Consider the following 13,219-nt stretch of genomic DNA (forward strand, 5'->3'; position numbering starts at 1 on the left):
ACGCGTAGGCAGAATGGGGCAGCAGGAATGATTGGGCGCAGATCTCAGCGCGGATCGGATGAGGACAGTGACGTCCGGCCGAAAGGCTATGACGATTATGAGGTCCGACTTGGCGACATGATGCGCGGCGAACGCGCGACGATGGGCAAGTCTCTTCTGGATGTTCAACGCGAACTGCGGATCAAAGCCACCTACATCGCAGCGATTGAAGAAGCGAACCCCGACGCTTTTGACACACCCGGCTTTATCGCCGGGTATGTGCGGTCTTATGCACGCTATCTGGGGATGAACCCGGATGAAACATTTGCCGCCTTCTGCAAGGAAAGTGGGTTCGAAGTGGCCCATGGCATGTCTGCACAAGCGTCGGTAGTGCGCAAGCCTATAGGCGGGCTGCCGGCCCGTGGCCCGATGGGCCATGATCCATTCATGTCGCCCAATACACCCTATATTCCGGGAAAAGAACCGCTGGTCAGCCAGATCGATCCGCGTGCCATCGGCTCATCGCTGGTGTTGCTGGCTGTGATCTGCGGGATCGGCTATGGCGGCTGGTCGGTGCTGAACAGAATACAGCAGGTTCAGGTCAGCCCGGTTGAACAGGCGCCGGTCGTTTTGTCCGATCTTGATCCTCTGGATGTTGCCCGCGCAACAATATCGACTGAAACCACGGCTGAGATCGAACCACCCAGCGTCGAGGCGCTGGATCGTCTGTATCGCCCACAGGCGCTGGATGTACCGGTTCTGGTAGCGCGTGATGCTCCGATCTCGACCCTTGATCCGCGCACGGTAGGGACTTTCCTGCCGCCCGAGCCGCCTCAGATTGAAGTGGCCGAGGTGCATACTGTTGAACGCCCGGTGCTGCCACAAGTGGTCGAGCAACTGGACACCACGCTCAAGATCGTCGCGGTCAATCCGTCTTGGATGCGCGTGACAGCCGCAGATGGCAGCGTCATCTTCGAAGGCACGCTGGGCACGGTCGAGCAAGGCAACACGTTCGAGGTTCCGCTGACCGAAGAACCACCGCAACTGCGCGCAGGCGCGTCGGGGTCGGTCTATTTCTCGATGAACGGTGAACATTTCGGCCCGGTCGGTGCGCCGGGTACCGTGGCTAAAGGCGTAGTCTTGTCCAAGGATGCCGTGGCGGAAAACTACACGGTCGCCGATCTTGAGGCCGAGCAGAACAGCGCGCTCAAACGCTTGGTTGCCGAGCTTCAGGCACAGGAACCCGTTGCCGGGTCCGAGTGATCTAGCCATTGCGATAGTGGGTTAAGCAAACTATCTAGAGGCGCAACTCTGGCTGTCTTGGACCCGACCCTCATGTCCCTCAATCACGTGCGCCCGTGGCGAAACATCTATCGCCGCAAATCCCGTCAGATCATGGTTGGCGACGTTGCCATCGGGGGCGATGCGCCAATTGCAGTTCAGACCATGACCAACACGCTGACCACGGATGTGGCCGCGACGGTAGCGCAGGTGCAGGCCGCAGCTGAGGCGGGGGCGGATATTGTGCGGGTCTCGGTCCCGGATGAGGCGTCGTCAAAGGCACTGAAAGAGATCGTGCGCGAAAGCCCTGTACCGATCGTGGCCGATATCCATTTCCACTATAAACGCGGCATCGAGGCTGCTGAGGCAGGCGCTGCCTGTCTGCGGATCAATCCGGGCAATATCGGCGACGAAAAGCGGGTGCAGGAGGTGATCAAGGCCGCCCGCGACCACAATTGCTCGATCCGGATCGGGGTCAATGCGGGGTCGCTGGAAAAGCACCTGCTTGAGAAATATGGTGAGCCATGCCCCGAGGCAATGGTCGAAAGCGGGCTCGAGCATATCCGCATTCTGGAAGACAACGACTTTCACAATTTCAAGATCAGCGTGAAGGCCAGTGACGTGTTCCTGTCGGCTGCGGCCTATCAGGGGATTGCCGAGGCCACAGATGCTCCCATCCATTTGGGTATCACCGAGGCCGGAGGACTGGTCAGCGGCACCATCAAATCCGCCATTGGGCTGGGCAATCTGCTGTGGATGGGGATCGGCGATACGATCCGCGTCAGCCTATCCGCGGACCCGGTGGAAGAAGTCAAGGTGGGCTATGAGATCCTGAAATCACTGGGCCTGCGCCATCGCGGTGTGAATATCATCTCATGCCCGTCCTGCGCGCGGCAGGGCTTTGACGTGATTAAGACGGTCGAAGCGCTGGAGCAGCGACTGGAGCATATCAAGACGCCGATGAGCCTGTCGATCATCGGCTGCGTCGTGAATGGCCCCGGTGAGGCGCTGATGACTGACGTTGGCTTTACCGGCGGCGGTGCGGGCTCGGGTATGGTCTATCTGGCGGGCAAGGCCAGCCACAAGATGTCCAACGATCAGATGATCGACCACATCGTTGAACAGGTCGAAAAGAAAGCGGCTGAACTGGACGCAGCGGCCGAGGCTGCGGAATAACCCAACAAGCGCGCGGTTCCGGGGAGGGATGTGTTCTCGACAGGGTGAACCGGTCTGTGTTGACAGGTCCCGCCGTTCTGGGGCCAAGTCGGGCCTATGAAGGCTACACTCGTCCTTGTTCTACTAATGTGGACCGCTCCCATCGGCGCGGCGCGCGCGTGTGAATTGGCATTGGCTTTTGCGTTGGATGTGTCGGGCAGCGTCGATGAGGCCGAACATCAGTTGCAACGCGATGGCGTCGCCGCTGCCTTGCTGGACCCTGACGTTGTAACGGCGATTTCGGCCCAACCCGGTGGCGTGGCCCTGATGGTGTATGAGTGGTCAGACTCGCGCCAGCAGACGCAGATTTCGGCCTGGCGTCTGGTCAAAGGGGTGGCAGGGTTGAAATCGATCGCTGCCGAGGTTCTGGCGGCCCCTCGAAGTGCAACGGGTGGAACCGGCATAGGCCCGGCGGTCGCGTTCGGAGCGTTGATGTTCGACTATGGGCCCGATTGCCGTCGGCGCGTCATAGATGTGTCAGGGGACGGCAAACACAATAACGGCTTTCGCCCCCATGTCGCGCGCGAGATGCAGGTGATGCAAGGTGTCACCGTGAATGCGCTGGTGATCGAGGGGGCAGAGCCCGAGGTGCTGGCCTACTACGTCGAGCACGTCATTTCAGGGCAGGGCGCTTTTGTGGAAATTGCGGCGGGGTATGAGGACTATGCCGCAGCCCTTCGGCGAAAATTGCTGCGTGAAATTCCGATGGCTGTAGCCGATCGGTAAGGGATAGGGCGGCGCACTATTGCGCGCCGCCTGTGTTTAAACTTAGCCTTGTTCAGCCCGCACGGCGTCTGCAATTTGCAGCATCTGGTCGGCAGTCAGATAGCCGCGCAGCATTTCGGTGCCAAGAACGAAGGACGGTGTGCCTTGGATTTGCATCCGCCGCGCCAATTCGCGGGTCTGGTTGATCTCATCGGTCACACGATCGCTGTCCATCGCTGCCAAAATGGCATCGCTATCCAGCCCCAGACCATCCGACAAACGGCGCAGAGAAACCTCGTTCGGCTCACCACCAAAGTCCAGCAGAGCGTCGTGCACCAGCTTATAAGCGTCATCGCCCGCCAAATGCTTGGTGGCCACGGCAAAGCGCGAAGAGATCACCGAGGCTTCGCCCAGGATCGGGAATTCCTTGATCACCAGACGGATATTGCCGTCTTCGGACAACAGCTCGGCCACTTCGGGGACAGCCCGGCGGCAATAGCCGCAGCGGTAGTCCATGAATTCGACCAGCGTGATGTCGCCATCGGGATTGCCACCCACCCAGCTGTAGCCATCATTGAACAACTCGTCGGCATTGACTGCGACCAGTTCTTGATCCGCGGCGGCCTCGGCCTGAGCGTTGCGTTGTTCAAGGATGTTGATCGCTTCGATGATGACCTCGGGGTTTTCCAGAAGATAGGCACGTACCTGTGCGCCGAACTGCTCTCTCTCGGCATCGCTCATGGTGTTGAGGTCCAACGCCTGCGCCGGGGCGGCAAGCAGGGAAAGCCCCAGAAGGGCCGGTGCAGCATGTCTGAGGATCATTTCCGTTTCCTTTTCGATTTCTTTGCGTTTTCCGAGGCAATCAGCACATCCTGTGCCCGTTGCCAACCTGTTGAACCCTCGGGTAGTTGCCCGAGAGCGCGTCTTGCGTGAATACCTGCATCGGTAAGCTTGCCTTGCAAGGCATATCTTTCCGCCGTAACGACTGAGGCCATGCCAGTGTTGCCGACCCGCGCATATGCCACGCTCAGATCTCGCAGAGAGCCAGTGTTGCGATGGTCGCGGGCGCGTGCCTTTTCAAGCACTTGCAGGGCGTCTTTCGTCCGATCCTGTGCTAAAAGCGCGCGACCGTAGCCTGCAAGGATCAAGGCGTTGTTTGGTGCCATCTCCATCGCGTGACCATAGGCCGCAACGGCCTCGGGCAACTGACGGTTTTCCAGCAGGATCTGGCCTTTCAGTTCATAGTAATAAGGATCGTCGGGGCGAATGGCCAAGGCGCCGTCAATGGCGCCCCTCGCCAGCGCAAGATTGCGGTTCTGGTGATGGGCCGCCGCCTCGCGCATCAGGCGAATGTCTTGCGCAGTTTCCTCTTTCGCGCGTCGCAATGTCCACGAGGGCGCGCGCAGGAAGGCGGATAACTTTCCTTTCACGCGGGCAAACCAATATTCTGCCTGCGCGTTGGGGACCGCAGACGCGCCAAATTCCCCTAAAAACGTCTGGGCCGCGCGCAGACGATCGCGGTTGGTGGGGTGCGAGCGCATATAGGGGTCCTGATTGGCCTCGCTCAGCAGCTCCTGACCCACGAATTTCTGGTGCAGGGCAACCATCCCGCTGGGTGAAATACCTGCCCATCGCAGATAGCTTGCTGCGCTGCGGTCGGCCGAGGATTCCTCGGCCCGTGTGTGCCCCAGAAAACTGCGCAAGGCCGAGCTCGAGGTGCCCGCAGCGATACCTGCCGCTGCTTCACCACCTCCGGCGACGGCAACGGCCAGCGCAAGCGCTGTTCCCAACCCGGCATTGCGTTTGGCGGCTTTCAGGTTTTCGAACCGGCGGGCGAGATGGCCGTTGGCAATATGGGCGGCCTCATGCGCGATCACCGCTTGCAGCATCTCAGGGGTGTCCACGGACAGGATCAGGCCGTAGTTCAGATAGATCGCGTTGTTGTCGATAACGAAGGCATTGAATGTGCTGTCATAAACGACCAGAATTTGCACCCGATTGGTGTTCAGCCCGGCGGCCCGCAGCACAGGAAAGGCCAGTTCACGTAGGCCGTTTTCGATGTCGGGGTCGCGGATCAAGCTTTGCGCATTGGTTTGAGCTGCGCTGACGAACCAAGTCATCACACATAGAAACAGGGCCGGGATTGACGCCAGCCTGGATACACGCTCAAAAGCCATACAAGCAACATGGGAGATGGGCATGAGAAACTCAACCCGGTCCGGCGTCGATCCGTTTATTGTGATGGACGTGATGGAGGCCGCACGAAAGGCCGAAGAGGCGGGTCGCCACATCATCCATATGGAGGTCGGCCAGCCCGGAACCGGAGCCCCCAAGGGCGCGACCGAAGCACTGGCGAAGGCCATGCAGGACAGCCCTTTGGGTTATACTGTGGCGCTTGGAATGCCCGCGCTGCGACAGCGGATCGCGCAGCTTTATGGTGAATGGTACAATGTCGATCTAGATCCCAATCGAGTTGTCGTGACGCCGGGCTCTTCGGGCGCGTTTCTGCTGGCGTTCACGGCCCTGTTCGACAGCGGCGACCGCGTCGGAATCGGCGCTCCGGGCTACCCGTCTTATCGTCAGATCCTAAAGGCTCTGGGCTTGGTTCCTGTTGATTTGCCAACCGCGCCTGAAAACCGATTGCAGCCTGTGCCTGCGGACTTCGCCGGGCTCGATCTGCAAGGGCTGATGGTGGCCTCTCCTGCAAACCCGACCGGCACCATGCTGAACCACGCGGCCATGGGCGCGCTGATCGAGGCGGCGCAGGGGCAGGGCGCATCCTTCATCAGCGACGAGATTTACCATGGGCTGGAATATGAGGCCAAAGCCGTCACCGCGCTGGAGCTGACGGATGAATGCTATGTGATCAACTCGTTTTCCAAGTATTTCTCGATGACCGGCTGGCGTGTCGGCTGGATGGTCGTGCCCGAGGATCAGGTGCGTGTGGTTGAGCGGATCGCCCAGAACATGTTCATTTGCGCGCCGCATGCCAGTCAGGTGGCGGCTCTGGCTGCGATGGAATGCGAGGATGAGTTGCAAGCCAATCTGGACGTCTACCGCCAGAACCGCGCTTTGATGCTGGACGGTCTGCCCAAGGCCGGGTTCACCAATATCGCACCACCGGACGGGGCGTTTTACGTCTATGCCGATGTATCCGACCTAACCGACGACAGCCGCGCCTTTGCGGCCGAGATTTTGGACAAGGCCGGCGTGGCCGTCACACCCGGTCTGGATTTCGATCCCGAACGCGGCCACGGCACCTTGCGCTTTTCCTATGCCCGCTCCACCTCTGATATCCGTGAGGGGCTAGACCGATTGCGTATCTTTATGACCGAGCGGGGCAATATTGGGTAGAGCGTTCACAAACCGGCGCGGCTGCGTTAGTCTGCTGGTCAAACGATCTCGGGATAACTTGAGGCCATGAGCAGGATTTTCTACGCCATAGTGCTGATCTGGGCGCTGACGGGGGCTGCGGTTGCGCATGAACTTAGCGCGCTGGCCCGTGTGTTGCCCGATGAAAGCCGCATCGTGGATGAGGGGCGCTCGGGCGTGCGGGTGCAACTTGGGCTCAGCCAAGGGGTTCCCTACCGTGTGTTCACGCTGCGCGACCCCTACCGGATGGTTCTGGACTTTCAGGAGGTCGATTGGACCGGGCTGAAAGATGCGGATTTCTTGCAGACGGATCGGATCAGTGGCGTGCAATTCGGGGGCTATGTCCCCGGATGGTCGCGCATGGTGTTGGACCTTGGCGCCCCTTTGGCGGTCGAGAGCGCTAATTTGAGGATCGACGAGGCAACGGGGACGGCCGCCCTGACGCTTGACTTGAAGGGAACCGACTTTGATACGTTTGTCGCCAGCGCCGGAGCACCCCGCCAACCGGAGTGGGACTTGCCCGAACCCTCGGTGTCCGCGCCAGATCAAGAGGCGGATGGCCCGCGCCCGCTGCGGGTGATGCTGGACCCCGGCCATGGCGGCATTGATCCGGGTGCCGAGGTAAACGGGCTGGACGAAAAGACCCTGATGCTGACCTTCGCCCGCGAATTACGCGAAGTTCTTTTGCGCACGGGGGGCTACGAGATCGTTTTGACTCGAACCGATGATCATTTCGTGTCGCTGGAGCGCCGTATCGCGCTGGCGCACCAGGCGGGCGTGGATGTGTTCATCTCACTGCATGCAGATATCCTGTCGGAAGGGCGCGCTCATGGGGCGGCGGTCTATACCCTGTCGGAAGAGGCTTCGGACGTGGCCAGCCACAAACTGGCCGAGCGGCATGACCGGGGTGATCTGATCTCGGGCATCGACCTTAGCGGGGCCGACGATCAGGTCGCCGATGTTCTTCTGGACCTGGCGCGTCAGGAAACCAAACCGCGCACCGATGCGCTGGCCGCAGCGCTGGCCAATGGCATGACGCAGCAGGGCGGGCCGATGAACAACCACCCGATCCGCACCGCTTCGTTTTCCGTTCTCAAAGCAGCTGACATCCCTTCGGTTTTGATCGAGCTTGGCTTTCTGTCCAGTCCCAGAGACTGGAAAAACATCAATAATCCAGAGTGGCGCTTGGGTATGGCACATGGCATCCGCGACGGGCTTGAAGTCTGGCGTCAGCAGGATGTGATCCGCCGATCCCTGATTGGCCAGTGACCCTACGGCGCAAAACGGCTAATATGGGGCATCGTGTTTTGACCCAACGCGCGGGCGTCCCTATATAGGCGGCACCGCGAGCAAAAGGCAGTGACGTGATCCGTTTCATATTTTCGATCTTTGGGGCGATCTTCAGCCTCGTGACCCTTGGGTTTTTCATGGCCGCGCTGGTGATTGGCGCGATCTTCTGGATGTATGGGCGCGACCTGCCCAGCCATGAATCACTTGCGCAGTATAAACCCCCCACGATTAGCCGGATCTATTCGGGTGAGGGTCAGTTGATCGACGAATTCGCGCAGGAACGCCGCCTGTTCACGCCTTCAGAAGAAATCCCTGATCTGGTGAAACAGGCCTTTATCTCGGCCGAGGACAAGAACTTTTACACGCACCAAGGCTATGACCCGCGCGGGATCATCGCAGCTGGCGTTGAGGCGGTGAAATCCAAGGGTGAAAACGTGCGTGGTGCATCGACCATCACCCAACAGGTGATGAAGAACTTCCTGCTGTCCGGCGACCGTCGCGCCGAGCGCAAGATCAAGGAGATTATCCTCGCCACCCGGCTTGAGGATACGCTGGACAAGGAACAGATCCTGGAACTCTATATGAATGAGATCTTTCTGGGGCAGAACTCGTATGGTGTGACGGCGGCTGCGCAGACCTATTTCAACAAGACGCTGCAGGAACTGGCCCCGCATGAGGCGGCGACCTTGGCGGCGATGCCCAAGGCGCCTTCAGACTACCACCCGGTGCGCGAGAAAGAGCGCCTGCTGGCGCGACGCAACTATGTGCTGCGCGAGATGAATCAGAACGGATACCTCGACTTGGCCACCTATGAGGCCGAAGTGGCGCAACCGCTGCGATCGGTCCAAAACGGCGATTTCGAAAGCTTCCGTACCGCATTGCCGCCGCGTGACTATTTCACCGACGAAATCCGTCGTCAGCTGAGCGAGGATTTCGGTGAGGGTGAGTTCTTTACCGGTGGCTTCACCGTCCGCGCCTCGGTGGATGAGGAAATGCAAGTCGAGGCCGCCAAGGCCCTGCGCACGGCGCTGCAGAAATACGACCGATCACGTGGGAAATGGCGCGGTACGGGTGAGGTGATTGCCGAAGATGCCCTGGCAGACGAAGCGCAATGGCGCGAGGCGCTGGCGATCATGGAAATCCCCCGCGACGTGGAACTGCCGACGCAATGGTATCCGGCCGTTGTGCTGAACGTCGCCGATCAGTCTCTTACCGTGGGTATCGAGGACGGCCCGGCTGACGGCATCGTTCCTCGCTCTGACATCCAGTGGATGCAAGGTAACTTCTTTGACAACTTCAAGCGCGGCGACGTCATTCTGGTAATGGCCGGGGAAGTGGGCCAGTGGTCCGCCCGTCAGGTACCCGAAGTGCAGGGTGGCTTTGTTGCGATGGACGTAAACTCGGGCCGTGTTCTGGCAATGCAGGGCGGGTTCTCGTATCAGGATTCGGTGTTCAACCGCGCCACGCAGGCACAGCGCCAGCCGGGATCGAGCTTTAAACCCTTCGTCTATGCCGCGGCGCTGGACAGTGGCTATAGCCCTGCCACCATCGTTGTGGATGCCCCAATTGAGGTGAACACGCCGCAAGGTCTGTGGCGGCCCAAGAACTCGTCGAACAAATTCTACGGTCCGACGCCCTTGCGGACCGGGATTGAACAGTCGCGGAACCTGATGACCATTCGTCTGGCACAAGAAGTCACGATGCCGGTGGTCGCGGGCTATGCCGAACGGTTCGGGGTCTATGACCGCATGGGGGCATTCCTTGCGAACTCATTGGGGTCCGAAGAGACGACGCTCTATAAGATGGTCGCAGCCTATGCGATGTTTGCCAATGGCGGCGAGCGGGTCGAACCCACTCTGGTTGACCGCATTCAGGACCGGTTCGGCAAGACGATCTACCGGCACGACGACCGGGAATGTCTGGACTGCAACTCGGCCTGGTTGGAGCCGGACGAGTCGCCGACCATCGTCACTGACCGTTGGCAGGTCATGGATGCGATCACCGCCTATCAGCTGACCTCGATGATGAAGGGTGTGGTGGATCGTGGAACGGCGTCGTCTTTTGTGAACCTGCCTGTGCCGACCGCCGGCAAGACCGGCACCACCAACGATTCGAAGGATGCGTGGTTTATCGGCTTTACCTCGAACATCGTGGCGGGCTGCTATATCGGTTACGACCGCCCGCGTCCCATGGGGCGGGGAGCCTATGGCGGCACCATGTGCGGCCCGGTTTTCCAAAGCTTTATGGAAACCGCGACCGAGAAATATGGCGGCGGTCCTTTCGAGGTTCCAGAGGGTGGTCATTTCATCAAGATTGACCGGTTCAGCGGCGCGCGCCTGCCACCGGAGGCGACCGGTGACTATGTGGTGGCCGAGTATTTCCGCGATGGTGTCGATGGGTTTATCGACCGTGTCTATGACGGTGGATTTGCGATGGGATCGGATCTGCCTTTGTTTGAAGAGGCCAGCTCGGGTCGTCAGGTGACAACCTCGACCGGGAACACCGTCACCGTCGGACCCAACGCCAGCCAGGGCGATGTGGCAACTGGCGGTCTTTACTGACACCTGATTGGTTTGCGGCCTCCGCTGTCTTGTGGTGGCCCCAACCTCTTGCTATCACGCAAGCCTGATTGAGCAAGTTGGGACCTGACCATGCGCGCCGAAACCCAGAATATCGTGGCGGAAATCGAAAAGTCGCTAGAGCTGCTGGCGCAGCGCATGGACTATGAGACCGCACCTCATCGTCTTGAGGAATTCAACGCGCGTGTTGAAGATCCGAACTTGTGGGACAATCCCGAGAATGCACAGAAGCTGATGCGCGAGCGGCAGATGCTGGTCGATGCGATTGAGACCTATGAAACCATCAAGACCGATCTGAGTGACAATATCGAGTTGATCGAACTGGGCGAGATGGAAGAGGACGAAGAGGTCGTTACCGACGCCGAGGGCGCGATCAAGGCGCTGCAGGCCAAGGCCGCCAAGAAAGAACTAGAAGCCCTGCTGGACGGCGAAGCCGACAGCAACGATACCTTCCTTGAGATCAACTCGGGCGCGGGTGGGACGGAAAGCTGTGACTGGGCCTCAATGCTGGCGCGAATGTATGTGCGTTGGGCTGAGAAGAAGGGTTACACCGTCGAGCTGCAATCCGAGACCGCGGGCGAAGAGGCGGGGATCAAGTCGGCGGCCTATAAGATTTCGGGTCACAACGCGTATGGCTGGTTGAAGTCGGAAAGCGGCGTACACCGGCTGGTTCGGATTTCGCCTTATGACTCGGCGGCCAAGCGACACACGTCCTTTAGCTCTGTCTGGGTCTATCCGGTGGTCGATGACAATATCGAGATCGAGGTGAACCCGGCGGATATTCGGATTGATACCTATCGGTCATCCGGCGCGGGTGGTCAGCACGTGAACACCACGGACTCGGCGGTGCGGATCACGCACATCCCGACCGGAATCGTTGTGACCAGTTCCGAGAAGTCGCAGCACCAGAACCGGGACATCGCCATGAAGGCGCTGAAATCGCGCCTCTACCAGCAAGAGTTGGACCGCCGGAACGCGGATATCAACGCCGCGCATGAGGCCAAGGGTGATGCGGGTTGGGGCAACCAGATCCGGTCTTACGTGTTGCAACCGTATCAAATGGTGAAGGATTTGCGGACCAACCATGAGACCTCGGACACAAAGGGCGTGTTGGATGGGGATCTGGACGGGTTCATGGCGGCGACTTTGGCGCTGGATGTGGCTGGCAAGTCCCGGTCCGAAGCGCAAGGTGAATAAGTCTGGCAGGGGGCTCTGCCCCCGCCGCGCGTGCGCGCGACTCCCCCGGGATATTTTGGGCCAGATGAAGGGGATCCTCGCGCGGCGGTGGACCGGAAAAGATACATTTAAACAGTGGGTTTAAATGGTGCGGCGGGGTCGTTAGGCTGATCGTATTGACGCGATATGACTGCCGATGGGACCGGGATGGAACTGAGCCAAATCACCGCAACTGAACTTTTGGGCGCAATGGCATCGGGGCAGGTCTCGGCTGCGGATGTCATGCGGTTGACGCTGGAGCGGATCGGGGCGGTCAATGGCCGATTGAACGCCATCGTGGCGCTGCGGGATGAGGCCGAATTGATGGCCGAGGCGCGGGCGATGGACGAAGGTCCGCGACGGGGCCCGCTGCATGGGTTGCCGATGGCGGTCAAGGATCTGGTCAATGTGGCCGGGATGGCCTCGACCCAAGGCTCGCCGCTGTTTGCAGGGCATTTACCGGAGGCTGACGATCTGATCGCGGCACGGTTGCGGGCGGCGGGGGCCATTCTGATCGGCAAGACCAATACGCCGGAATTCGGTTTGGGGTCGCACACGTTCAACCCGGTCTATGGGGCGACGAGCAACCCATATGATGCTGAGCGTAGCTGCGGAGGTTCCTCTGGCGGAGCCGCAGTGGCATTGGCTTCGGGGATGCTGGCGCTGGCGGATGGGTCAGACATGATGGGCAGCTTGCGCAACCCAGCGGCCTGGAACAATGTTTATGGGTTTCGACCAAGCTGGGGCCGCGTTCCGTCTCAACCCGAAGGGGACGGGTATTTGCATCAGTTGTCGACTCTGGGGCCTATGGCACGCAGCCCTGAGGACTTGGGCGTGTTGCTGGACGTGATCTCAGGGCCGGACGCGGGACAGCCGTTATCTGCGGCTTGCACGCCGGTTTCACGGGTCAGACCCGCCGATATGCGCGGCCTGCGGATTGGTTGGTTGGCGGATTGGGGCGGTGCCTTTCCGTTTGAAGACGGAATTTTGGATCAATGCGCGCAGGCCCTTGCGGTGTTTTCGGATCTGGGCGCGCAAGTGGAACCACTTGCGCCGCCATTCGAAGCGGAATTGATGTGGGATAGTTGGGTGACGCTACGCGCCTGGAGCGTTGCCGTCGGGTTGAGGCCTTTGACTGAACACCGTTCTAAGCTGAAAGACACCGCGCAGTGGGAGCTGGATCGGGGCTTGGCCTTGACGGCGATGCAGGTGCATCGCGCCAGCGTCATTCGCTCGGACTGGTATCGCAAGGCCGCAGAGGTGTTCGTTGATTATGACATGTTGGTGCTGCCATCTGCGCAAGTCTGGCCGTTTGAGCTCGACACGCCGTTCCCAACAGAAATCGCAGGGGTGAAGATGGACACCTATCATCGCTGGATGCAGGTCATGGTGCCTGTCAGTCTGATTGGTCTGCCTGCCTTGTCCGTGCCCGTCGGGTTCGGGGCCGAGGGGCTGCCGATGGGGATGCAGATTTTTGGACCCAAAGGGGCCGATGGGCAGGTTCTGTCCATTGGGGCGGCGTATCATGAGGTCACGCGTTGGCCGCAGAAAAGACCGGCCTGATAGAAGGACGGATGAGGGGA

At 60.0% G+C, this 13,219-nt stretch carries 10 protein-coding genes; 8 read left to right on the plus strand and 2 right to left on the minus strand.

All coding sequences use genetic code 11. From position 1 onward, the window contains the following. Positions 1-27 precede the first annotated feature (27 nt). The 3 genes from ACR0CA_RS00875 to ACR0CA_RS00885 all read left to right on the plus strand — a co-directional run bounded on the left by ACR0CA_RS00875 (position 28) and on the right by ACR0CA_RS00885 (position 3,201). Positions 28-1,242: a helix-turn-helix domain-containing protein gene (locus tag ACR0CA_RS00875; RefSeq protein ID WP_170788774.1), complete on the plus strand. Its 1,215-nt coding sequence runs from the start codon at positions 28-30 to the stop codon at positions 1,240-1,242. A gap of 72 nt (positions 1,243-1,314) precedes the next feature. Next, a complete protein-coding gene (gene ispG, locus ACR0CA_RS00880; RefSeq protein ID WP_170782593.1) occupies positions 1,315-2,436 on the plus strand; it encodes a flavodoxin-dependent (E)-4-hydroxy-3-methylbut-2-enyl-diphosphate synthase in 1,122 nt (373 codons plus the stop codon). Between the two features lie 96 nt (positions 2,437-2,532). Then, complete coding sequence (locus tag ACR0CA_RS00885) at positions 2,533-3,201, plus strand: DUF1194 domain-containing protein (RefSeq protein WP_170782592.1); 669 nt, start codon at positions 2,533-2,535, stop codon at positions 3,199-3,201. 42 nt (positions 3,202-3,243) lie between these two features. Here the strand turns inward: ACR0CA_RS00885 and ACR0CA_RS00890 are convergent, their stop codons facing one another. Continuing rightward, entirely contained in the window at positions 3,244-4,002 is a 759-nt protein-coding gene (locus ACR0CA_RS00890; RefSeq protein ID WP_480897184.1) for a DsbA family protein, read from the minus strand. After that, complete coding sequence (locus ACR0CA_RS00895) at positions 3,999-5,381, minus strand: M48 family metalloprotease (protein ID WP_480897185.1); 1,383 nt, start codon at positions 5,379-5,381, stop codon at positions 3,999-4,001. Before ACR0CA_RS00895 ends, ACR0CA_RS00890 begins: the two co-directional genes overlap by 4 nt. On the opposite strand from ACR0CA_RS00895, the gene ACR0CA_RS00900 reads away from it, so the two are divergent. The 5 genes from ACR0CA_RS00900 to ACR0CA_RS00920 all read left to right on the plus strand — a co-directional run bounded on the left by ACR0CA_RS00900 (position 5,380) and on the right by ACR0CA_RS00920 (position 13,199). Continuing rightward, entirely contained in the window at positions 5,380-6,534 is a 1,155-nt protein-coding gene (locus ACR0CA_RS00900) for a pyridoxal phosphate-dependent aminotransferase (protein ID WP_480897186.1), read from the plus strand. The genes ACR0CA_RS00895 and ACR0CA_RS00900 overlap by 2 nt on opposite strands. Positions 6,535-6,600: 66 nt before the next feature. Next, the gene (locus ACR0CA_RS00905; protein WP_480897187.1) at positions 6,601-7,821 is read left to right on the plus strand and encodes an N-acetylmuramoyl-L-alanine amidase; all 1,221 of its coding nucleotides are present in this window, start codon (positions 6,601-6,603) and stop codon (positions 7,819-7,821) included. 95 nt (positions 7,822-7,916) lie between these two features. Next, positions 7,917-10,403: a penicillin-binding protein 1A gene (locus ACR0CA_RS00910; RefSeq protein WP_480897188.1), complete on the plus strand. Its 2,487-nt coding sequence runs from the start codon at positions 7,917-7,919 to the stop codon at positions 10,401-10,403. A gap of 90 nt (positions 10,404-10,493) precedes the next feature. Beyond that, the gene (prfB, locus tag ACR0CA_RS00915) at positions 10,494-11,618 is read left to right on the plus strand and encodes a peptide chain release factor 2 (protein WP_170774573.1); all 1,125 of its coding nucleotides are present in this window, start codon (positions 10,494-10,496) and stop codon (positions 11,616-11,618) included. 186 nt (positions 11,619-11,804) lie between these two features. Beyond that, entirely contained in the window at positions 11,805-13,199 is a 1,395-nt protein-coding gene (locus ACR0CA_RS00920; RefSeq protein ID WP_480897365.1) for an amidase, read from the plus strand. The last annotated feature ends 20 nt before the right edge of the window (positions 13,200-13,219 follow it).

Source organism: Ruegeria sp. F12, from assembly GCF_056533885.1.

Bases quoted from the DNA above. Each gene is read 5' to 3' on its own strand.
- ispG (WP_170782593.1), top strand. From the start codon at position 1,315: ATGTCCCTCAATCACGTGCGCCCGTGGCGAAACATCTATCGCCGCAAA.
- ACR0CA_RS00900 (WP_480897186.1), top strand. From the start codon at position 5,380: ATGAGAAACTCAACCCGGTCCGGCGTCGATCCGTTTATTGTGATGGAC.
- ACR0CA_RS00875 (WP_170788774.1), top strand. From the start codon at position 28: ATGATTGGGCGCAGATCTCAGCGCGGATCGGATGAGGACAGTGACGTC.
- ACR0CA_RS00885 (WP_170782592.1), top strand. From the start codon at position 2,533: ATGAAGGCTACACTCGTCCTTGTTCTACTAATGTGGACCGCTCCCATC.
- ACR0CA_RS00895 (WP_480897185.1), bottom strand. From the start codon at position 5,381: ATGCCCATCTCCCATGTTGCTTGTATGGCTTTTGAGCGTGTATCCAGG.
- prfB (WP_170774573.1), top strand. From the start codon at position 10,494: ATGCGCGCCGAAACCCAGAATATCGTGGCGGAAATCGAAAAGTCGCTA.
- ACR0CA_RS00890 (WP_480897184.1), bottom strand. From the start codon at position 4,002: ATGATCCTCAGACATGCTGCACCGGCCCTTCTGGGGCTTTCCCTGCTT.
- ACR0CA_RS00905 (WP_480897187.1), top strand. From the start codon at position 6,601: ATGAGCAGGATTTTCTACGCCATAGTGCTGATCTGGGCGCTGACGGGG.
- ACR0CA_RS00920 (WP_480897365.1), top strand. From the start codon at position 11,805: ATGGAACTGAGCCAAATCACCGCAACTGAACTTTTGGGCGCAATGGCA.